23 protein-coding genes are annotated in these 20,032 nt (G+C 62.9%); 6 read left to right on the top strand and 17 right to left on the bottom strand.

Going from position 1 to position 20,032, the window contains the following annotated elements:
* Positions 1-11 precede the first annotated feature (11 nt).
* The 3 genes from CSQ93_RS15880 to CSQ93_RS15870 all read right to left on the bottom strand — a co-directional run bounded on the left by CSQ93_RS15880 (position 12) and on the right by CSQ93_RS15870 (position 3,042).
* Complete coding sequence (locus CSQ93_RS15880) at positions 12-455, bottom strand: HD domain-containing protein (protein ID WP_099378881.1); 444 nt, start codon at positions 453-455, stop codon at positions 12-14.
* Positions 456-469: 14 nt separating this feature from the next.
* Complete coding sequence (locus CSQ93_RS15875) at positions 470-1,315, bottom strand: hypothetical protein (protein ID WP_158301259.1); 846 nt, start codon at positions 1,313-1,315, stop codon at positions 470-472.
* A 125-nt stretch (positions 1,316-1,440) separates the two neighbouring features.
* Positions 1,441-3,042, bottom strand: coding sequence for a sensor domain-containing diguanylate cyclase (locus CSQ93_RS15870; RefSeq protein ID WP_099378879.1), 1,602 nt, complete (start codon positions 3,040-3,042; stop codon positions 1,441-1,443).
* Positions 3,043-3,403: 361 nt separating this feature from the next.
* On the opposite strand from CSQ93_RS15870, the gene CSQ93_RS15865 reads away from it, so the two are divergent.
* On the top strand, positions 3,404-3,745 hold the full coding sequence (locus CSQ93_RS15865) for a hypothetical protein (protein WP_099378878.1): 342 nt from the start codon (positions 3,404-3,406) through the stop codon (positions 3,743-3,745).
* A 1-nt stretch (position 3,746) separates the two neighbouring features.
* Complete coding sequence (locus CSQ93_RS15860) at positions 3,747-4,115, top strand: hypothetical protein (RefSeq protein ID WP_099378877.1); 369 nt, start codon at positions 3,747-3,749, stop codon at positions 4,113-4,115.
* Positions 4,116-4,161: 46 nt separating this feature from the next.
* Here CSQ93_RS15860 and CSQ93_RS15855 read toward each other — a convergent pair whose 3' ends face one another.
* The gene (locus tag CSQ93_RS15855; protein WP_070303981.1) at positions 4,162-4,404 is read right to left on the bottom strand and encodes a hypothetical protein; all 243 of its coding nucleotides are present in this window, start codon (positions 4,402-4,404) and stop codon (positions 4,162-4,164) included.
* A gap of 273 nt (positions 4,405-4,677) precedes the next feature.
* On the opposite strand from CSQ93_RS15855, the gene CSQ93_RS15845 reads away from it, so the two are divergent.
* From CSQ93_RS15845 to CSQ93_RS15835, 3 genes are all read left to right on the top strand, one after another.
* Entirely contained in the window at positions 4,678-5,427 is a 750-nt protein-coding gene (locus CSQ93_RS15845) for a hypothetical protein (RefSeq protein WP_099378875.1), read from the top strand.
* A gap of 5 nt (positions 5,428-5,432) precedes the next feature.
* Complete coding sequence (locus tag CSQ93_RS15840; RefSeq protein ID WP_099378874.1) at positions 5,433-5,675, top strand: Imm32 family immunity protein; 243 nt, start codon at positions 5,433-5,435, stop codon at positions 5,673-5,675.
* Between the two features lie 63 nt (positions 5,676-5,738).
* Entirely contained in the window at positions 5,739-6,749 is a 1,011-nt protein-coding gene (locus tag CSQ93_RS15835) for an SMP-30/gluconolactonase/LRE family protein (protein ID WP_233516201.1), read from the top strand.
* On the opposite strand, the gene CSQ93_RS15830 is transcribed toward CSQ93_RS15835, so the two are convergent.
* On the bottom strand, positions 6,736-7,803 hold the full coding sequence (locus CSQ93_RS15830; RefSeq protein WP_099378873.1) for an SDR family oxidoreductase: 1,068 nt from the start codon (positions 7,801-7,803) through the stop codon (positions 6,736-6,738). The two genes, CSQ93_RS15835 and CSQ93_RS15830, sit on opposite strands and share 14 nt — an antisense overlap.
* A gap of 98 nt (positions 7,804-7,901) precedes the next feature.
* On the opposite strand from CSQ93_RS15830, the gene CSQ93_RS15825 reads away from it, so the two are divergent.
* Positions 7,902-8,801, top strand: coding sequence for a LysR substrate-binding domain-containing protein (locus CSQ93_RS15825; RefSeq protein ID WP_099378872.1), 900 nt, complete (start codon positions 7,902-7,904; stop codon positions 8,799-8,801).
* A gap of 3 nt (positions 8,802-8,804) precedes the next feature.
* Here the strand turns inward: CSQ93_RS15825 and CSQ93_RS15820 are convergent, their stop codons facing one another.
* The 12 genes from CSQ93_RS15820 to CSQ93_RS15765 all read right to left on the bottom strand — a co-directional run bounded on the left by CSQ93_RS15820 (position 8,805) and on the right by CSQ93_RS15765 (position 20,031).
* Positions 8,805-9,758: an ABC transporter substrate-binding protein gene (locus CSQ93_RS15820; RefSeq protein WP_035825547.1), complete on the bottom strand. Its 954-nt coding sequence runs from the start codon at positions 9,756-9,758 to the stop codon at positions 8,805-8,807.
* Between the two features lie 54 nt (positions 9,759-9,812).
* Positions 9,813-10,787, bottom strand: a complete 975-nt coding sequence (locus tag CSQ93_RS15815; RefSeq protein ID WP_070257549.1) for an ABC transporter permease — start codon at positions 10,785-10,787, stop codon at positions 9,813-9,815.
* Positions 10,788-10,806: 19 nt separating this feature from the next.
* The gene (locus CSQ93_RS15810) at positions 10,807-12,339 is read right to left on the bottom strand and encodes a sugar ABC transporter ATP-binding protein (RefSeq protein ID WP_099378871.1); all 1,533 of its coding nucleotides are present in this window, start codon (positions 12,337-12,339) and stop codon (positions 10,807-10,809) included.
* A gap of 81 nt (positions 12,340-12,420) precedes the next feature.
* Positions 12,421-13,287: a fumarylacetoacetate hydrolase family protein gene (locus CSQ93_RS15805; protein ID WP_099378870.1), complete on the bottom strand. Its 867-nt coding sequence runs from the start codon at positions 13,285-13,287 to the stop codon at positions 12,421-12,423.
* Positions 13,288-13,308: 21 nt separating this feature from the next.
* Positions 13,309-14,064, bottom strand: coding sequence for an SDR family oxidoreductase (locus CSQ93_RS15800; RefSeq protein ID WP_099378869.1), 756 nt, complete (start codon positions 14,062-14,064; stop codon positions 13,309-13,311).
* A 21-nt stretch (positions 14,065-14,085) separates the two neighbouring features.
* Complete coding sequence (locus CSQ93_RS15795) at positions 14,086-14,415, bottom strand: L-rhamnose mutarotase (protein ID WP_099378868.1); 330 nt, start codon at positions 14,413-14,415, stop codon at positions 14,086-14,088.
* Entirely contained in the window at positions 14,412-15,254 is an 843-nt protein-coding gene (locus tag CSQ93_RS15790; RefSeq protein WP_199534427.1) for an amidohydrolase family protein, read from the bottom strand. The genes CSQ93_RS15795 and CSQ93_RS15790 overlap by 4 nt, the downstream gene beginning before the upstream one ends.
* Entirely contained in the window at positions 15,251-16,270 is a 1,020-nt protein-coding gene (locus CSQ93_RS15785) for an aldo/keto reductase (RefSeq protein ID WP_099378867.1), read from the bottom strand. Before CSQ93_RS15785 ends, CSQ93_RS15790 begins: the two co-directional genes overlap by 4 nt.
* A gap of 11 nt (positions 16,271-16,281) precedes the next feature.
* Positions 16,282-17,505 (bottom strand): UxaA family hydrolase, encoded by a 1,224-nt coding sequence (locus tag CSQ93_RS15780; RefSeq protein ID WP_099378866.1) that lies wholly within the window; start codon positions 17,503-17,505, stop codon positions 16,282-16,284.
* Positions 17,502-17,837 (bottom strand): UxaA family hydrolase, encoded by a 336-nt coding sequence (locus tag CSQ93_RS15775; RefSeq protein WP_099378865.1) that lies wholly within the window; start codon positions 17,835-17,837, stop codon positions 17,502-17,504. Before CSQ93_RS15775 ends, CSQ93_RS15780 begins: the two co-directional genes overlap by 4 nt.
* 25 nt (positions 17,838-17,862) lie before the next feature.
* Positions 17,863-18,780 (bottom strand): GntR family transcriptional regulator, encoded by a 918-nt coding sequence (locus CSQ93_RS15770; RefSeq protein WP_099378864.1) that lies wholly within the window; start codon positions 18,778-18,780, stop codon positions 17,863-17,865.
* Between the two features lie 114 nt (positions 18,781-18,894).
* Positions 18,895-20,031, bottom strand: coding sequence for a D-mannonate oxidoreductase (locus CSQ93_RS15765; protein WP_099378863.1), 1,137 nt, complete (start codon positions 20,029-20,031; stop codon positions 18,895-18,897).
* Position 20,032: the final 1 nt, after the last annotated feature.

Here is a 20,032-nt window from a genome sequence, read left to right as displayed (position 1 = left end):
GTTAAAAAACATCACCCCCTTAAATATTCCATCGCCCGCCGATACTTCTCCAGCCGCTCCAGATCCTTCTGCGTCGGCCTATCTATCCTCGACAAATCGCTATTCTCGGCCAGATCCGCCAGCTTGACGGCCTTGCCGACCGGGTCCAAGGCCGCGCGGGCGATGAACGCTTCGTAGGACTCGCCGTCGATCTTGGTCACGGCGCGCACGCCGTCGATGACTTCCCGGGGAAATCCTTCGCGCGCCAGGTCGTCGAAGGTGATTTTTCCATCGCTGTCTTCCACTACATCATGCAGCACGGCAACGATCTGCTGAGCACCGGGCGCGACGCGCAGCATGACGCGCAAGGGGTGGAGTATGTACGGCGCACCACCCTTGTCCGTCTGGCCCGCATGGATGGCGGCGGCAATTTCAATCGCGCGCTCCAGGGTGCCGCGTCTTGCGTGTTCACTCATTGTTCACTCCTTGTTCACTCCACCTTGATTGGTGACCCCGTTGCGCGCCAGCCGCGGCGCTGCAAATGGCAAACACTGCTGCACAGCAAGGCTGGCACCAGTAAATTGAGGACTGGTACGAGCATCAGCAAACACAACAGCAATCCGAGGGCAAAAATCGCCGGACGCTGTTCGCGGCGCAACGCCGCTTGCTGTTCCGCGCCAAGCACCTTGTCGGCCGCCGCGCCGTAGACCATCTGGACATTCCAGGCCAGCAAGTACGAAATCAGCACGCACATGGCCCACACCGGAATCAGCAGGGAAAACAGCAGCAACAGGCGCCGCCGCCAGACAGGGCGCGCGGAGGATGCATCCAGGCCGGCCGGCGGCTGCCAAGCGGCATAGCGGCGCGCTGCCACAGCCTTGGCGCGCTCCAGCAACAGCCAGCGCAACGGCAAGCGCGCCGTGCCGATGGCGCCGACGCTAAAAACCATCACATAGAAAAAGCCAGCCAGCGCCAGCAAGGCCAGGGCGATCTGGCCTATCGACAACAGAGCTTTGGCGGCACTGCCCAAGCCGCCGGCGATATTGCCCATCTGCGAAAGCGTGGCAGGTCCATTGGCCAGTGTCCCGACGCCATCCATCACGCCCAGCCCCAGCAAGCCGGTAACGGACACCAGCGCCAGCATGGCGCTCAGTTCGACAAAAAAACGACCGAAGCAGCTATACAGTCCCAGCCACAGCGCCACGACCGCCATGCACCACAGCGCGGAGCGCCACCACAGTCCCGCATGACGCGCATCGCGCAGTCCCAGGCCGACGCACGTGAAGGCTTCCCGCCAGGCCTGCAGCCAGGTTTGCAATATTTGTGTCACGCTCAAGCGTACTCCGCAGTGAAGGGGTGGATACGTCGATCCGTATGTTGCCGATTGTACATGGATCAGACTGGCGCACGCGCCACCCAGGATCTGCAGTTGACGCCCACCCCGCCACCATTCAAAAATGGCTATCGAAATGCAAAAGCAGTCGCGGCCTGCTCGGCAGGCTCGCAAGACGATTCATAACAGACCTGATTTCTTCCCGATGCCTTTGCCCTGTAGAGTGCCTTGTCAGCGAGTTCAACCAACTCGACCGCCTGATTTTCCAGGTGCGTCGGCATGAAAGCGGCCACGCCGACGCTGGCCGTCACTACGCCAAGGGGATTGCCACTATGCTCGACGCCCAGCGATTGCACGGCCTGGCGGACGCCTTCCGCCACCGCCAAGGCACCCGGCAGATCCGTTCCGGGCAATAAAATGACCATTTCCTCGCCACCGTAGCGCGCCGCAAGGTCGCCCGGCCTGCGCATGCTGTAGCCGACCACTTTGCCGATTTTTCTCAAGCACTCGTCGCCAGCCACATGGCCATAGATATCGTTGTATTGCTTGAAGAAATCGACATCGATCAACACGAGTGCCAGAGCACTATTTTCACGCTGCGCACGGCTGAACTCGGCAAGCAGCGACTGGTCGAAGTGGCGCCTGTTCGCCAGCCCCGTCAAGCCATCCTGGTTGGCAAGGCGGGCCAGGGTTTCATTAATCAATTCCAGTTCATTGCGCGCTTCAAGCAAACCCGCTTCGCTCTTGACACGCAAATCGATTTGCCGCACCACGCGGTATCCGATGAAGGCAATCAGCAGTACCAACACGCCCCCCACCGCGTTCTGTAAAATCATGTCGAGACGCCACTCGGCGAGCACTTCATCCTGTGACAATGCGGCAGAGACCACCAGTGGGTATTCCTCGATTCTTCGATAGCTATTGATACGCGTCACGCCATCGACTCGCGACTTGATCACTGCCGTGCCAACGGGACTTTTGGGCAAATAATCATGAAACACGGGAAATTGCGAAAGATCGCGCCCCAGTAAACTTTCATCGAAGGGCCGTCTCAATAAAAGAATCCCTTTTCCATTCGCAATGAAAATGGCGCCTTTTTTTCCTATCGAAAAGCGTTCGTAAAACTGCCGGAAATAATTCATGTCGATGGTCGCCAGAGCCACGCCACCAAAACTTCCGTCAGGCATGTTGATTCGCCGCGACACAGTGACTATCCAGTGCCCCGTTGATTTGCTGCGCACGGGAGGTCCGACATACGGCCCCCGGTCCTCATGCGTTCGATGGTAGTTGAAATAATCCCGATCAGAATGATTCAGATTGCTCAACAGCGTTTTCTGCGAGTTCACGAGCCAGCTGCCATCCCTGGCATAGATGAAGATGACGTGCAACTGGCGCAGCTCGGCGACACGGGTCACCAGCAATTTGTGCGTACGCGCCAGTTCCAATTCGGAAACACCGTCTGTCTCCACCCGCTCCACCAGTCCGACCAGCACCGTATCGGCCTCCTTGATGGTGTCATAGGCATGCTGCGCAACGGATTGCGCCAGATTGGCGCTTTCACGGCCCGCTTCATTCAGCTGCACTTCCCGTGCCCGCAAGGTCATCCATAACTGGATCGCCAAGAGCGACAGGCACACCAGCACGACAAATGAGATGGCCAGCGGCAGCAGGGAAAAGCCACGAAAGCCAGCTCCCAGCAATCGTGGCGGCAAGCTGCGTGACCTGACCATGGAGGCACTCCCGAATTGATATGCCGCAGAGTGTGCACCAAATAGGCAGCAACATACTCACACATCGTCACAAACAAGATATAAAAAAGTTATCGTGACACTTGCCGGGCAAGGAGTCCTTTCACATGCTATCGATGAATCCGGTTCCAGTTCGCCACTGTTTGCGATACCGCAATTACCTATGGAAAGGAATGCAAAACAATGCCAACTCCCCCATCGTTGCGCATAGCGGAGTTGACCATGCTTGAAGTTCAGCCCAGGGATAAGCGCGGTTTCGTCATCCTGCCGCAGGCTCCGGAGGGTGCCGGGTACTACGTCTATGGTACCCCGGGCAGGGGTGCGGGCCAATGCGCACCCGAATATGATGATGGCACTGCTGTATGTGGAGCGCGAATGGCAGGCGTCGGATACACGGAAATTTGGTATCGGCAACATTAGCCTGGCGAACGGGACCGAGTATGGGCAACACTCCACGCACAAGTCCGGCCTGGAGGTGGACATACGTCCACTGCGCAAAGATGGCCTGCCCATACCGGTACATTGGTACAACAAAGAATACGATCAAGCCGCGACGGCAAAGCTCATCGCACTTTTTCGTGCCCATGCCAATGTGCGTCGGGTGCTGTTTAACGATACCGGCATTCCATTCGTGACGCCGTTCAAAAATCACGACCATCACTTTCACCTGGAACTGAGAGCTTGAAATGAAAAAGCAGTATGCTCTGGCGTGGGGTGCCCTCACCCTGCTTTCACTGGCTTATGCGGCCGGCAACAGCGACTGGGGCGAATACAGGCCATTCAAGGGTTCTTATCTGATCTATTCGAATACCTTGGGCGAGCAACAACCGCCGACACCGCATGAACGCAAGATTTCTTTCATGGTCACGGGGGCAGTGGCCAAGGACATGTTTGACTCCATGGCTCCGGATTCAAAAGAGCGCTGCAGTTTGGAGCAAGGCTATCGACAACGCGACAAGGAAAATGTTTCCTGTGTCCGGGATCCCGACGGCCATAGGTGCTACTTCGGCTTTAACTTGCGCAGTGGAAAAAGCATAGGTGGATCGATTTGCTAGATCGCCTGTTGCCTGGCACCGTCAACGGCACCAGGCTCACAAGCCCCTACCGCCGGCTCAACGGCACATACTCGCCCGGCAAGCTGGCCGCTTCCAGCGCATCGGCAAAGGCCAGTAAAAATTTCGCCGGGCCATGCTCGGAAACGAGCAGGGAGGCGCCCTTGTGGCGCAGCAGTTTCAATACTTCCTGCTGGTGCGCCTGGTATTCGCTGGAGTGGCCGTAAAAGGTTTGATACATCTCCAGCGTTTCCATGGCCTTGGCGGCCAGGATGAATTCGGGTTTGTCCATGATGTCTCCTCGTTGTCATTGCTGCCAAAACCACGAAAAAAACCTGCAAGATGTGCGGCCGGTGCCGGTCGCACGGCCTTGCGGCAACCACATCTGTATTTCCATCATACGCCTCAACCCGGCCATTGCGCCGTCCAGTCGCGCATCTTTTTCCATCTCGCCCGCGCGGCACCGCCACCATGCATCCATGGCCAGCACCATTCCTCGCGTGCGCGCTAGGCACGGGGTCCCGCGCATGGCATCATGCGCGTTGCCCATTTACTCTGACGACACATGGATCAATATCACTTCCTGGTAGGCGAATTCAAGAAAGATAGCCCCTTCATCGCCGCCGCGGCAAGCGCGCAGCTGTTTGCCTGGTTCGCGCACATCGGCGAACCCGTCGAGCGCTATGGCAACAAGCGCGGCAAGGTCGTCAAGTTCTCAAAGCGAAATTACGAGAAGATGCTGTTTGCGCCAGAGACCGACAGCATCGAGCTGTTTTCAGCGCGCATCGTGCCGCCCGACGAAGCCGACGAGACCACCAACTGCGACGCGCTTGTCGTGTATTCATCGGGCTCGTTGTTCGTGCTGGCCATACGCGCCAGCAAGCTTGCGCTGGCGCCCTTGTTCGACGCTGCGCGGGCCATACCCGGTCTGTTCGAGCATTGCGAGTATATCTACTGCTACGCTGAAACGCAGGGCTATGGTACCGGCTACGCACTCGGCTACCGGCAGCTCGACGAGGCCCATCCGATGACCTTTGGCATTCCTTGCCCCGCAAATAACTGGGCCGCCATCAAGCGGCGCGGGCTGCAAGACTCGCACCTGCGGGATGTATATCCCATCAATGGTTTTACGCAAGCCCGACTGGATGCGCTGCCGCCCGAGCGCCGACAAGCCCTGCGCGACGCAATGCAGGCGTATGGCCGCTGCGAAGAGCATGCCGGCTGGATCTTCTGGCACCTGCAGCCCGGGGAATTGGAAGCGGCCCGCGCCGCACTGAACACACACGCCATGCTGGGCGCCTACATCAACAACTGAACCTCATGACCACACATTTATCGCTGCACTGCTATCTGCAAGACGAGGCCGCAGAACGTCCCAAACGTTGTTCCGACGTGACCATCCAGGCCGACCCGGCCACCTTGCGCGCCATCGCCCGCTTCCTGCTGGCCAGCGCGGACACGTTTGAGCAGGCGCAAGACCGGGCCGGCATGCACGCCCATCTGCAAGACGAATGGGACGGCTGGCAGGACGACTTCCCCGACCTGATCGTGGTGGCCGCCTAGCCAGGCGCCCCGGCTGGCGCGCGTCGGGTAACATACGCCACCTTTGCCATACAGAGAACACTGATGCACCAATCCCGATATGCCCTGCCATCGCTGCGCACGGCCGTGCTGGCCGCCGCGCTGGCCAGCCTGTCCGCCTGCGCCAGCCAGCCCGCGCACGAAACGCTGTTCCTCGCCACCACGCTCACGCCCGCGCATTCCTTTACCAAGGGCATCGAAGGCCCGGCCGTGGATGCGGATGGCAATATCTATGCCGTCAACTTTGCGCGCCAGCAAACCATCGGCAAGGTCAGCCCCGGCGGCATTGGCGAGGTGTACCTGACCCTGCCCGGCACCAGCATCGCCAACGGCATCCGCTTCGGCAGCCGGGGCCAGATGTATTTGGCCGACTACATGGAACACACGATTTACCTGGTCGACCCGGCCACGCGCGCGCTGACCATCCACGCGCGCGAGCCGCGCATGACGCAGCCGAACGACATCGCCATCACGGCCGACGACGTGCTGTATGCGAGCGACCCGAACTGGAAGGAAAATACGGGCCGCGTGTGGCGCATCGCAAAGGACGGCACGGTGACCCTGGCGCTCGACACCATGGGCACGGCCAACGGCATCGAGGTCAGTCCCGACGGCAATATCTTGTATGTGAATGAAAGCGTGCAGCGCAATATCTGGATGTATGACATCGCCGCCAATGGCAGCCTGAGCGGCAAGCGCCTGCTGATCAAGTTCGACGATTTCGGCATGGACGGCATGCGCGTGGACGTCGACGGCAACCTGTACGTGACGCGCTACGGCAAGGGCAGCGTCGTGAAACTGTCGCCGCAGGGGCGCATCCTGCGCGAAATCAGCGTGCCCGGCGCCAAGCCCAGCAACATCACCTTCGGCGGCCCCGATGGCCGCACGGCGTATGTGACGGAAGTGGTGCAGGGACGGCTGCTGCAATTCCGCGTCGACCGCCCTGGCCTGGAATGGCAGCGGGCGCAGCAGCATAGGGCAAATGCGGCAGAAGCAGCAGCAGCGGCAGCAGCAGCCCCGCCACCGGTCGCCACGGAACCCGTCAGCGCGGAATGACGCGCTCCGCCTTCAACTTCTCGAACAGATTGAAGAAGGCATCGGGCGTATCCTGATAATCGAGAAAGCCCGCCTTGCGGCTCTTGCCCATGTCCGTCATCACTTCCATCGGCCGCCCCAGGTCGGCATCCGTATGCCACCAGGAAGCGAGGCGGCTGACATCCAGCTCCACCAGGCCGTGCTGCTGCGCGATGGCGCGCCACTGCGCGGGCGCGTCCTGCATGCGCCCGGCCAGCGGCGCCATCGCCTCGGGCAAGTCCGCCGCCTCGATACCAAAATACGCGGCCAGACGCGGCCACAGCCACTTCCAGCGGAATACGTCGCCATTGACGATATTGAAATCCTCGTTGCGCGCGGCGGGGCTGTCGGCTGCCCACGCCAGGTGGCGGGCGATCTGGCCCGCGTCCGTCATGTCGGACAAACCGTGCCATTGTGCGGACGAACCCGGAAAGACGAAGGGCTGGCCGCCGGCCTTGCACAAGTTGGCATACACGGCCAGGGTCAGGCCCATGTTCATGACATTGCCCAGCGCGTAGCCGATGACGGTGTGCGGGCGGTGCACGCTCCACGTAAAACCATACTGCGCGGCCGCTTCGAACAGCCGGTCTTCCTGCTCATAGTAAAAATTGTCAACGTCCTGGCGGCCCTGCTCCTCGCGGAACGGCGTGACGGGCACGGCTCCCTTGCCATACGCATCGAACGGTCCCAGGTAGTGCTTGAGGCCCGTCACCAGCGCCGCATGGCGCAAATGGCCAGTGGGGCCCAGCGCGGCCAGCACATTGGCGACCATGGCGCCATTGACGCGGATGTTTTCCTGTTCGTTTGCCTGGCGCGCCCAGGCTGTGAAGAAGACGTGGCTGGCGTCCAGGCCAGCCAGCGCGGCGGCGACGGCAGCGCCATCCGTCGCGTCGAGCGACAGGGCCGCGCAGCCGGCAGGCACGGGCGTGCGGCCGCGCGAGACGCCCGTCACCTGCCAGCCCTGCGCCAGCAAGTGCGTGGCCAGATTGCTGCCGATAACGCCGCTGGCGCCGATAATCAATGCGTGCTTGTTCATGCGTACTCCCATACCTGTGTGAAACACCATGATATAGCGGACAGAAATTCTTATCTGCGATAGTATTTCGCCTTATTCATGAAAAATATTCTTCAATCATGTCCGAACACTTGAAAGGCATCGCGCCGTTTCTTGCCACCGCCGACGCCGGCAGCTTCACCAGGGCGGCCGCACGGCTGCACCTGAGCAGCTCGGCCGTGAGCAAGAGCGTGGCGCGCCTGGAAGCACGCCTGGGCGTGATCCTGTTCGAGCGCAGCACGCGGCGTTTGCAATTGAGCAGCGCGGGGCATGCCTATTACGCCACCTGCAAGCGCGTGCTGCAGGAACTGGTCGATGCGGAAAACGTGCTGGCCGAGCAGGATGGCGAACTTGCAGGCAAGGTGCGCATCGGCGTGCCCGCTTCGTATGGCCGCATGCGCGTGATGCCGGCGCTGATTGAACTGTGCGAAAAATATCCGCAGCTGCAACCGTCGATCAGCTTCAGCGACCGCTTTGCCGACCTGTTCGAAGAGCGCATCGATATCGCCGTGCGCATCGGCACGCCCGGCAGCTGGCCGCCAACGCTGGGGCAGATGCCCTTGGGCGAAGAGCGCCTGATCTTTTGCGCGGCGCCCGCCTACCTGGCGCGGCGCGGCACGCCGGTGGCCATCGCGGATCTCGATGGCCACGACTGCATCGCCTATGGCCGGGGCGACGGCACGGCGGCGCCGTGGCTGTTTGCCGGCGAGAACGGGGTGGAACGGCGCGCGGTCCATCCGCGCCTGACGGTGGGGGACGCCGAAGCGCAGACGGCCGCCGTGCTGGCCGGCCTGGGCATCGCGCAGCAGGCGACCTGGCTGGTGCAGGAACACCTGGCCAGCGGCGCCATCGTCGAAGTATTGCCGGCCTGCGCCACGCCAGGCTTGCCGCTGTCCCTCGCGTGGCCGCTGGCGCGCCAGCTGACCACCAAGACCGGCACGCTGCTCAAGGAATTGAAGCAGCGCCTGACGATCAGCTGATACTCAATATAAAACGTTCTTCGCTTCCGGCTGATCGACATTGGCCTTGGTGACGATCACCACGCCCGTGTTGACGAACGGCGCGACCTTCTTGCCTTCGATCAGGCTGACGAGGGTTTTCACGCCCAGTGCGCCCATCGAGTACGAACCTTGCACGGCGGTCGCGTACAGGGTCCCGTCCTTGACGAAGTTTTTCAAGTCTTCATTGCCATCGAAGCCCACGGCGATCACCTTGCCGGCCTTGCCCGCCTGCGCGATGGCGCGGCCCATGCCCACGGCCGTCGGCTCGTTGGCGCCGAAGATACCCTTCAAGTCAGGATTTGATGCCAGCACGTCGGTCGTCTGGTTCAGCGCCGTGGCCATCTGCGACTGCGAGTAATACGTGCCGACGATCTGCAGCTGCGAGTTCTTTTCGATATAGCGCTTGAAGCCGCCCACCCGGCCCGTTTCGGAACCGGCGCCCGCCACGTACGACATCACGGCGATCTTGCCCGTCTTGCCGACCTGCGAAATGAGGGCCTTGGCGCTTTGCTCGCCGGCCGCTTCATTGTCGGTCGACAGGAAGGACTGGTAATAGCGCTTGCCGCTGTCGGCCACCAGCGAATCGATCAGCACCACGGGAATCTTCGCTTCCCACGCCTTTTTCAGGGCCGGCACCAGCGCGTCCGGGTCCGACGCGGCCAGCACGATGCCGGCCACCTTGCGCGTGACGGCGTTTTCCACCATGCTGACCTGGTCGGCGATGGCCGATTCCGAGGCCGGCCCCTGGAAGGTCAGGCTGTAGCCCTTGGCATCCGCCGCGCTGGCCGTGGCGCCCTTCTTGACGTTTTGCCAGTAGTTGGAATTGGTCGTCTTGACGATCACAGCGATCTCGCCCGGGGCCGCGAAGGCGGCACTGGAGCTCAGGGCAAATGCTGCGGTCAACAGACCGAGTGACATGGCTTTGATGGTGTTCATTGTCGTCCTCATTTAATTATAGATTTATGGGTGTGACTACTTTCAGCTGCTGCTTCAGGCGCGGTTGCGCTTCTGATCGATCCAGACGGTCAGCAAGATGACCAGTCCGATAATGATTTGCTGGATAAAGCTCGATACCCCGTTCATGTTCAAGCCGTTGCGCAAGATGCCGATGACGAAGGAACCGATGACGGTGCCGGAAATGGTGCCGATGCCGCCGATCAGCGAGGCGCCGCCGATCACGGCGCTGGCGATGGCATCGAGTTCGTACATCACGCCCTCGTTCGGCTGCGCCGTCACCAGGCGCGACATCAGCACGCAGCCCGTCAGGCCCGACAAGGCGCCGGACAAGGTGTACACCAGCAGGGTCACGCGGCCCACTTTCACGCCCGACAGGCGCGCCGCCTCCGCATTCGAACCGACGGCATAGATATGCCGGCCAAAGGTGGTGCGGCTGAGCATGATGGAGACGGCCACGGCGATCACCACCATCAGCACCACCGGATACGGAATGCCGGGAAAGACGACTTCGGGAAAGGTGCCGCCCGTGTCGCGCTCGATGCGCCACAGCACGCCGTTACCCAGTTCACCGAACGAATCGCCCAGGCCGGAAATGGCGCGCGCGCCCGTCACCTGCAGCGCCAGGCCGCGCGCGATCAGCATCATGCCCAGGGTGGCGATGAAGGGCGGCAGCTTCAATTGCGTGATGCAAAAGCCGTTGACGGCGCCGCACATGGCACCCACCACGACGCCGCCCAGCATGGCGACCGGCACGGGCACGCCGCTTTTCACCAGCAGCGCGGCGGCCACGCCGGCCAGCGCCAGCACGGAGCCGGAACTGAGGTCGATGCCGCCCGTGATGATGACGCAGGTGGCGGCAATGCCCAGGTAGGCGATCGACGTCACTTGCAAGGCCACGCTCATGCCGTTGCTGACGGAGAAAAAGGCGTTGCTGGTCAGGGAGAACACCAGCAGCAACAGCGAAAGGCTGCCCAGCGCGGCGAATTTTTGGATCAGTTCTTTGTTCATTTTTTTAAGCTTTCTGTTTTTAATGGGCTGCCACCTGGCCAGGAGTGGGACTGACTACGCGCCCCGACGCCAACTGCATGATCTCTTCCTGCGACGACTCGCGCGTATTGACGATGCCGCTGATGCGCCCTTCATGGAACACGGCCACCCGGTCCGTCATGCCCATGATCTCGGGCAGCTCGGACGTGATCAGCACCACGCCGATGCCTTCCGACGCCAGCTTGTCGAGCAGCTGATAGATGGCGAACTTGGCGCCCACGTCGATGCCGCGCGTGGGTTCGTCGAAGAAGATGATTTTCGATTCGCGGTACAGCCATTTGCTGATGACGATCTTTTGCTGGTTGCCGCCGGAGAGGTTGCGCGCGATCTGTTTCGAGGTCGGCGTCTTGATGCCCAGCGCCGCGATGTACTGCTGCGCCACCGCCTCTTCCCTGGCGAAATCGATGAAGCCGAACCGGTTCGCCAGCCCCGACACATTCGTCAGGGTCAGGTTGGCCGCCACCGACATGCGGATCGCCAGGCCATGGCTCTTGCGGTCTTCCGACAGATAGGCGATGCCGTGGCCGATGGCGTCGATGGGACTGGCGATCGTCACCGCCATATCGCCCAGGTGGATCGCGCCGCTGGTGAGGGGATCGGCGCCAAAGATGGCGCGCGCCACTTCCGTGCGCCCCGCGCCCATCAGGCCGGAAAAGCCGAGGATCTCGCCGCGCCGTAAATCAAAGCTCAACGGGCCGAAGACATCCTTGCGGTGCAAATCGGTCACGCGCAGCAGCACGTCGGCGGTCGGTGTCGAGACGCGGTCGGGAAATTTTTCATCGAGCGTGCGGCCCACCATCTTTGCCACGATGGCGTCCAGGGTGGTGGCGGCAAAATCATCGGTGCAGACGAATTTCCCGTCGCGCAGCACCGTCACCCTGTCGATAATGTGCTGCATCTCTTCCAGCCGGTGCGAGATGTAGACCACGCTCACGCCATTGCGCTTGAGTTCATTGATGATGTCGAACAGCTGGCCCGTCTCGCTTTCCGTCAGCGACGACGTGGGTTCGTCCATGATCAGCACTTCCGTATTGAGCGACAGGGCCTTGGCGATTTCCACCATCTGCTGCTGCGCGCAGGACAGGTTTTTCACCAGCTGGCGCGGATCGATGCGCAGCTTGAGCCGGTCCAGCAGCGCCTGTGCATCAAGACGCATTTTTTTACGGTCGATAAAAATGCCGCGCACCGGTTCGCGCGCCAGGAAAATATTCTCCGCCACGCTCAGGTGCGGGATCAGGTTCAGTTCCTGGTGGATGATGGCGATGCCGGCCGCCTCCGCATCCACGCTGCAGGAAAAACTGCACACCTTGCCCTTGTAGACGAGTTCTCCCTCGTCGGCCTGGTACACGCCGCTCATCACCTTCATCAGGGTGGACTTGCCGGCGCCGTTTTCACCGCACAGCGCATGCGCCTCGCCCTTGCGCAGGCTGAAGCTGACGTTATCGAGCGCCAGCACGCCGGGAAAGCGCTTGCTGACCTTGTTCAGCGCCAGTATCTCTTCGGATTGATTCATGGTGTGTCTCCTCCACTCCACTGCCATAGGCCGGCGCGCCGATGTCTGAGCACCTTGGCGGCACGCCGGTCTGCTACTGGTTTAACCGTCGATCAGTTCCGGATTCCACGCATGCACGGTCTGCTTCTGCTCACCGAGGCCTTCGATCCCCAGGCGCATGGTGTCGCCCGGCTTCAGGTACACGGCCGATGGTTTCTGCCCCATGCCCACGCCCGGAGGCGTGCCGGTACTGATGATGTCGCCCGGGTACAAGGTCATGAAACGGCTGATATAGCTGACCAGGTTGGCCACACCGAAGACCATGGTTCTCGTATTGCCATCCTGGACGCGCTTGCCGTTCACTTCCAGCCACAGGCCCAGGTTTTGCGGGTCCGCCACTTCGTCGCTTGTGACCAGCCAGGGGCCGATCGGGCCGAAGGTATCGCAGCCCTTGCCCTTGTCCCACTGGCCGCCGCGCTCCAGCTGGTACTCGCGTTCGGACAAGTCATTGACAACGCAGTAGCCGGCCACGTACGACAGCGCATCGGCTTCGCTCACATAGCGCGCGGTGGTGCCGATCACCACGCCCAGCTCCACTTCCCAGTCGCTTTTCTTCGAGTCCTGCGGCATCACCACGGCATCGTTGGCGCCGATGATGGCGCTGGTGGCCTTCATGAACAGCACCGGCTCGGCCGGCACGGCCATGCCCGATTCGGCCGCATGGTCAGCATAGTTCAGTCCCACGCAGAGAAACTTGCCCACGCCCTTCCACGGCGGCGCGATGCGGCCGGGATGGTCCACCACCGGCAGGCTGGCGATATCGATGGCGGCCAGGGTTGCCAGGCCATCCTTGCCCAGGGTCTCGCCCGTGATATCGGACAGCACGCCGGAGAGGTCGCGCACGGCGCCGTCAGCATCGATCAGTGCAGGTTTTTCAGCGCCCTTGTCGCCATAACGCATCAGTTTCATGTGTGTCTCTCGTTGTTGTAATTAATTGGACCAGCCACCATCGATGACGTGAGTCATGCCGGTGGTGAAAGCGGATTCGTCGGAAGCCAGGTAGACGGCCAGCGCGGCGATTTCCTCCGCCCTGCCCACTCTGCCCATCGGCTGGCGGGCGACAAACGCGGCCTGCACTTCATCGACGCTCACGCCCGTCGCCGCCGCCTGCGCGGCAATGCGTTCCTTCAGCGACGGCGACTCGATGGTGCCGGGACAGATCGCATTGCAGCGGATGCCGCGCGTGACGAAATCGGCCGCCACCGACTTTGTCATGCCTACCACGGCCGCCTTCGAGGTGCCGTAGATAAAACGGTTCGGCGCGCCCTTCACGCTCGACGCCACCGACGACATATTGACGATGGAGCCAGCGCCCCGTGCCAGCATGCCGGGCAGCACGGCACGCATCAGCCGGTACATGGAGCGCGCGTTGATGTCGAAGGAACGGTCCCAGGCCGCATCGTCGCAGTCGAGGATGGTGCCGCCGTCGACGAAGCCGGCGCAGTTGAACAGGATATCGACGGGGCCGATCTCGTCGGCCAGCGCGGTGATCGCCGCGCCATCGGTCACGTCGAGCCGGCGGATGGCGCAGCCCGTCGCCTCTTTCAGCACGTCGAGCTGGGCCTGGTTGATATCGGTGGCGATTACCGTAGCGCCTTCGCGCACGAACGCTTCGGCCGTGGCGCGGCCGATGCCCTGGCCGGCGGCGGTGAGCAGGGCGATTTTGCCTTGTAGTCTGGCGGTCATGTTGTCTCCTTTTTTTAGGGCCTAAGCCATATGAAATACGTGTTCCATCATCGCCCAGTGCTCGCCTTCGGCGCGCGAGGCCAGCGGCTCCTGGCACGGTGCGCAAAAGGTCCACCAGCGCTGCGTTTCCGGGTCGGCGGCAATGGCCGCCATGTCGGCTTCGAAATCCTCGCCGTGGTATTCCCAGTAGCCGAACAGCAGGTTTTCCGGCTGGCGCAGGAAGATCGAATAATTACTGACATGCGCGGCTGCCAGCCTTGCCAGCACCTGCGGCCAGACGGCGGCATGCAGGGTCTTGTATTCCGCGATGCGCTCCGGCGCGATGCCGATGACCATGCCCATTTTTTTCATGGCGTTTCCTGACTGATGCCGTAAAAGCGCAATGCGTTGAGGCCGAAAATATCATCCCTGTCCTCTTGCCCCAGATGCGCCAGCAGCGCCTCGCTGGCCGCCAGCCACGCCGCATAGCCGCCGGCCAGATCCACCACAGGCCAGTCGCTGCCCCAGATCACGCGCCGGGGGCCGAATACTTCCAGCACATGTGCGACATAGGGGCGCAAGTCGTCCACGTTACAGCCGGGTTTCGCTTCCGTCACCAGTCCCGACAGCTTGCAGTGCACGTTCGGCAGCGTGGCCAGCTGCGCCATGTCTTCGCGCCATGTGCCGAAGGCGGCATCGGCGATCGGCGGCTTGGCTGCATGGTCGATCACGATGGGCAGCAGCGGATAATCGCGCGCGCAATGCAGCAGCGCGGGCAAGTGACGCGGCAGCACCAGCGCATCGAGCCGCAGACCGTGTTCCACCATGGCCTTCAAAGCTGGCGCCAGCGCCGGATTGGCGATCCAGGCATCGTCTTCGAGATCCTGCAGCATGGGCCGCAAGCCTTTGAGCTTCGGCTGCGATGCCAGGCGGGCAATCGCAGCCGCTGCGTCAGGCGCCAGCAAATCGCTCCATCCCACGACGGCGCGGATAAAACTGTTCTGTTCCGCCAGCGCCAGCAGGTAGTCGGTATCGGCAACCGAGGGCAGCGACTGCACCAGCACCGTTCCAGCGATACCGTGCGCGGCCAGCAAGGGCGCCAGGTCGGCGGGCGCAAAATCGCGGTGGATGGCGGCCAGCGATGGCGGTGGCCAGCTGCCGGCGCGCGCGGCCAGCTGCCAGAAGTGCTGGTGGGCGTCGATGCGCATCATGCGGCCACTCCCGCAGGCAGCGGCGCGCGCGCATCGAGCAAGTCCGCGTCCCGCAGCGCCAGCCACAGGGCATCGGGCAGCGGCGTGGCGAACCAGTCCAGGTTTTGCCGCAGCTGCGCCAGGTCCTGGCCGCCCGGGATGCAGGAAGCGACGGCCGGATGGGCAAGTGGAAACTGCAGGGCGGCGGCTTGCAAGGGCACGCCAAAGTCACGGCAGACGGCGTCCAGGCGCGCCACGCGCTTGAGTATCACGGCCGGCGCATCGGTGTAATTGAATTTACCGTTCCCGGCCAGCACGCCAGAGTTGAACGGGCCGCCGATGACGATGGCGTTGCCGCGTTCCACGCACAGGTCCAGCAATGGCGACAGCGAAGCCTGCTCCAGCAAGGTGTAGCGGCCGGCCAGCAGGGTGCAATCGAGGTCGAATTCGGCCATGGCCCGCAGCACGATCTCGCATTCATTGACACCGAGGCCCACGGCCTTCACCTGGCCGCTTGCGCGCAGCTGGTCCAGCGCGCGAAAGCCGCCGCCGTCCGTCAGCTGGCGCCAGTAATGCTGATCGCATTCGCCATGCGTGGCCTTGCCGATATCGTGCACGAACAGAATGTCGATGCGCTCGAGCCCCAACCGCTGCAGGCTGTCGTCGTGCGAACGCAGCACGCCGTCATACGTGTAGTCGTAATGGGGACGGAACGGCAGCGGCGCGGCAAAACCATCGTCGCCGGGGCGCACGCTGGCGTCGGGCCGCATCAGCCGTCCCGCCTTGGTGCTGACAACAAAATGATCGCGGGGCCGCCCGCGCAGCGCAGCGCCGAGACGGTGTTCGGACTGGGTGTAGCCGTAGAATGGCGCCGTGTCGTAGAAGCGCACGCCGGCATCCCAGGCGCCATCGAGGGTGGCGCGCGCCTGCGCATCGCTGACCGCCTGGTACAAGCCGCCCAGCGGCGCGCAGCCCATGCCGATGCAGGGCAGCGACAGGCCGCCGCGCGGCAGGTTACGCATTTGTGTGGCATCCATGAACCCGGCCCTCACGCTGCGCGCAATGGGAAACAGCCTGGCCCCACCGCGTCGAATTGTTTATAGGTCAGCACGAATTCCTGGTGCCCCAGGTCTTCCGAGCGGCTCAGTTCTCCGTTGGCCACGTTCAGCACGGCGGCGACGATCTCCGCGCCTACTTCTTCCAGGGTGGCTTCGCCCGTGAGTATCTTGCCGGCGTTGATATCCATGTCGTCGGCCAGGCGCTCGAAGGTTTGCGGGTTGGCGCACACCTTGATGACGGGTGAAATCGCCGAACCCACGACGGAGCCGCGGCCGGTAGTGAACAAGGTGATGTGGGCACCGCAGGAAATGAGTTCGACGATTTCCGCGTTGTCCGACACGTTCGGAAAACCGAAGCGCGGCTCGCCGTCCGGCACCACGTCGAGCAGGTACAGGCCGCCGCCGGCCGGCTGGTCGCCCGGTTTCAAAATGCCGACGATGGGCGAGGAACCGCTCTTGGCGTAGGCGCCCAGCGACTTTTCTTCCTGCGTGGTGAGGCCGCCATCGGCGTTCCCCGGCGAGAAGCTGCCATGGCCCATGATGGTGTAATAGCGGGCCGCCTTGGCCACGGTCTCGACGATGGCGTTGCCCAGGTCGGGGCTGACGGCGCGCCGCTGCATGTGGTATTCGCAACCGACCAGTTCGCCCGTCTCTTCGAAGATGCAGGGGCTGCCGGCCGCGATCAGGGTGTCGAATGCCACGCCGACGGCCGGGTTGGCGCTGATGCCGCTGGTGCTGTCGGAACCGCCGCAGATGGTGGCGACGACCAGTTCATCGATCCTCATCGGCACGCGCTCCTGCTGCGCCAGGTGCTCGAGCGCCCAGCCTATCCATTCCGTACCACTGCTCACGCTGGGGCGCGTGCCGCTGTTTTCCTGGATCGTGATCGTGTGGACGGGGCGGTCGCTGTCGGCCACGGCGCTGGAGAGGCCGTATTTGTTGAAACCTTCGCAGCCCAGGGAGACCAGCAGCACGGCGCCCACGTTCGGGTGCGTCAGCAGGCGGCGCATCACCTGGTCCGCGTATTCATTGGGGAAGCAGCCCGTAAAGCCGATCAGGTGCACGGGCTGGCCGGGAAAGGCGTTGACCATCAGGCGCGCCACGTGGTGCGCGCATTCGACCATATAGGCCACCACCACGATATTGCGGATGCCCTTGCGGCCATCGGCGCGCAGGTAGCCCGACAGGGCGGGTGTCGTCACGGGAGCGTTCATGCTTGGTCGTCCTTGTCCAGGAAGTGGTGGCCGTCCTGGCCCAGGGTAAACGTGGGGATGTAATCGCTTGCCAGGTTGTGCGTGTGGATATGCTCGCCGATGGCGACGGGGGCCGTGATGCTGCCGATCAGGGCGCCGTAGCGCAGCACCTTGTCGCCCACGGCCAGCGCGCGGCGCGCCACCTTGTGGCCGATGTGAATATTTTGCGCCAGGGTGACGGGCAAGCCATCGATGGCGACGACGTCGCCGCTGGCCAGGGCTGTCCTGGCGATCAGGCAGTTATCTTCGGGCGACATCAGCAGCAGGCTGGCAGGCTGGGAAGCGAGGCTCATGGCGCACCCTCCCCGGCAAAGATGGCTAGGCGCCCGGCTGGCTCAGTTTTTCGCGCGTGCCGATCGACGACAGCATGGTGCGGCGCGAGGAATCGAGGTGCGAGCGCATGCCCTCGAGCGCCTTCGGTATGTCGTGCTCCGCCAGCGCGCGCAGAATCGCCAGGTGCTCCTGCACCGCGTACTGATTGCGGCCCTTTTCCTCGCCCTTGTCCCACTGGTAGTGATAGTGGAAGACAAACGAGACGATATCGTAGAAGCCCTGCGCGAAGCGGTTGTTCAGCAAGCCGATGAGAAAGGTGTGGAACTCGCGGTCCAGCGCCGGAAAGGCGTTGTGGCGCGTGTCTATCCTGGCCGCCAGCTTCTCGTGCTGCTTGATCAGCCGCGCCAGTTCCGCATACGCGGGATCGCCATGCGGCAGGTGCGCAAATTGCTCCACGGCCGCCATCTCGAACATGCGCCGCATGTCCGCCAGTTCGGTGGCAAACGAGCGGTCGAACGCGCACAAGCGCCAGCCGCCGCGCGGTTTCTTTTCGATCAGGCCGAAGCGCGAAAAACCGATCAGGAATTCGCGCACGCTGACGGTACTGGCGCCCGCCTCGCGCGCCAGCTCCGCTTCCGAAAATTCCGCGCCGGGCGGCATGTCGCGCTGGTACACGCGTTCCATCAGCACTTGCTGGATGCGCTCCGCCCCCGACTGCAATTCGGAGATATCGAAGTAGTCGCCCGGTATGGGTTTGCGCAGCAAGCGCCGGTCCGCCGGGCTGGCGATCAGCCGCCGCGTCGACAGGTAGGCGATCGCGCTGCGGATCGCCGTGCGGCTGCCCTGGCAGATGGTGGTCAGGAACTGCTCCGTCGGCAGCATCTCGCCCACTGCGACATTCTCGGCGAGAAATTGCAACAGCAGATTGGTACTGCGCTTGAAGACGGTGGCGGGTTTGGACATGGATGAATGAACGCGCTATGCCAGCGAAAGGGAAAGTGGATGAGTGGGCCATTTTAGTCGATATCGGATTGGATCGGCATGCCGAAAAAGAAACAACTGCGTTAACCGGGGCGTTCATGGCTGCGCTCCCGGCGCCAGCATGGCGCGCAGGCGCGGCTGCGCCAGGGCGGGACACAGTTGCCGCGCCAGCGCCGCCACGGGCGCCATGCGGCGCGCGATCTTGCCGGCGTGATGCTGGGCGATGTCTGCCAGGCGGTGCGCGAGGAAGGGATTGCCGAAGCGTTCCCTGACCTGCGCCACATAGGCCAGCGCGGCGTCACCGTGCCGCGCCCCCATGGCGGCAAACACGGGCAGCACTTCCTCGTTCCACAGGGCTTCTAGCGCGGCGCGCATGGCGCCATCGTCCATCGCCTCGCGCACCGTCATGCCGACCGGACTGCCCCGTTCCAGCCACAGTTGCGCCAGATAGGTGTGGCCCAGGTTGAGCAAAAACAGTTTGCGCTGTTCATAGTCGCGCAGGCTGCCCGTCACCACCAGTTGCGGGTGGCGGCACGGCAGCAGCATGCCTTCCTGTGCCTCGATGGCCCACAGCGCATAGGGCTCGGCCACCGCGCCTATCGGTTCAATCGCTTCGGAAACGATGCGGTCGACGAGGGAATTGATCCACAAACAGCCCGTTTCCAGGTAGGCGATGGCGTCTGGCGAGACTTGCCACTGCCGCGCCAGTGTCACGACCACCTGGCACAGTACATGACCGTTGTCGGCCACCAGTTCGCACGGGAAGATCGAGAGGGGCGCGGCGCCGGCCAGGAAGCGACCGTGCAGCAGCACCAGCAGCTTGGCGGGAAAGCTGGCGGGAACGGCCGCGCCGTCGAGCATGCCGGCGTGGTCGGCGTCATCGAGCTGGTAGCCCGTGTCGCCCGTATTCGAGATGATCACGCGCGCGGCCACGGCCGCATCGCGCACCTGCCGCCAGTCGCTGCCGGCTTGCCACGCTTGCGTGACGGCGTCGGCACGGCGCTCTTCATCGACTTGCGCGCCGTCCTGCCAGCCGCGGATGCGCACCGGGTAGCCGCCGGCCTGGCGAAACGCCGCCACCCGCGCCGCGCCCTGCGCGCTGTGCGTGGTCTGCACGATGGTGATATGGCCCAGCGCCTCGCCTGCCTTGGCCGCTTCGCTGACGAACAGGTCGGCGTGCGCCTGCAGGAAGCGGCTGGTGCCAAATTGCAGTATGGGGTTGAGATCGCTCATC

This window comes from Janthinobacterium sp. BJB426 (genome assembly GCF_002735705.1).
Lineage (GTDB): Bacteria > Pseudomonadota > Gammaproteobacteria > Burkholderiales > Burkholderiaceae_D > Janthinobacterium.
Note: the sequence above shows the minus strand (reverse complement) of the source record. Positions and strands in the feature narration are given on the sequence as shown.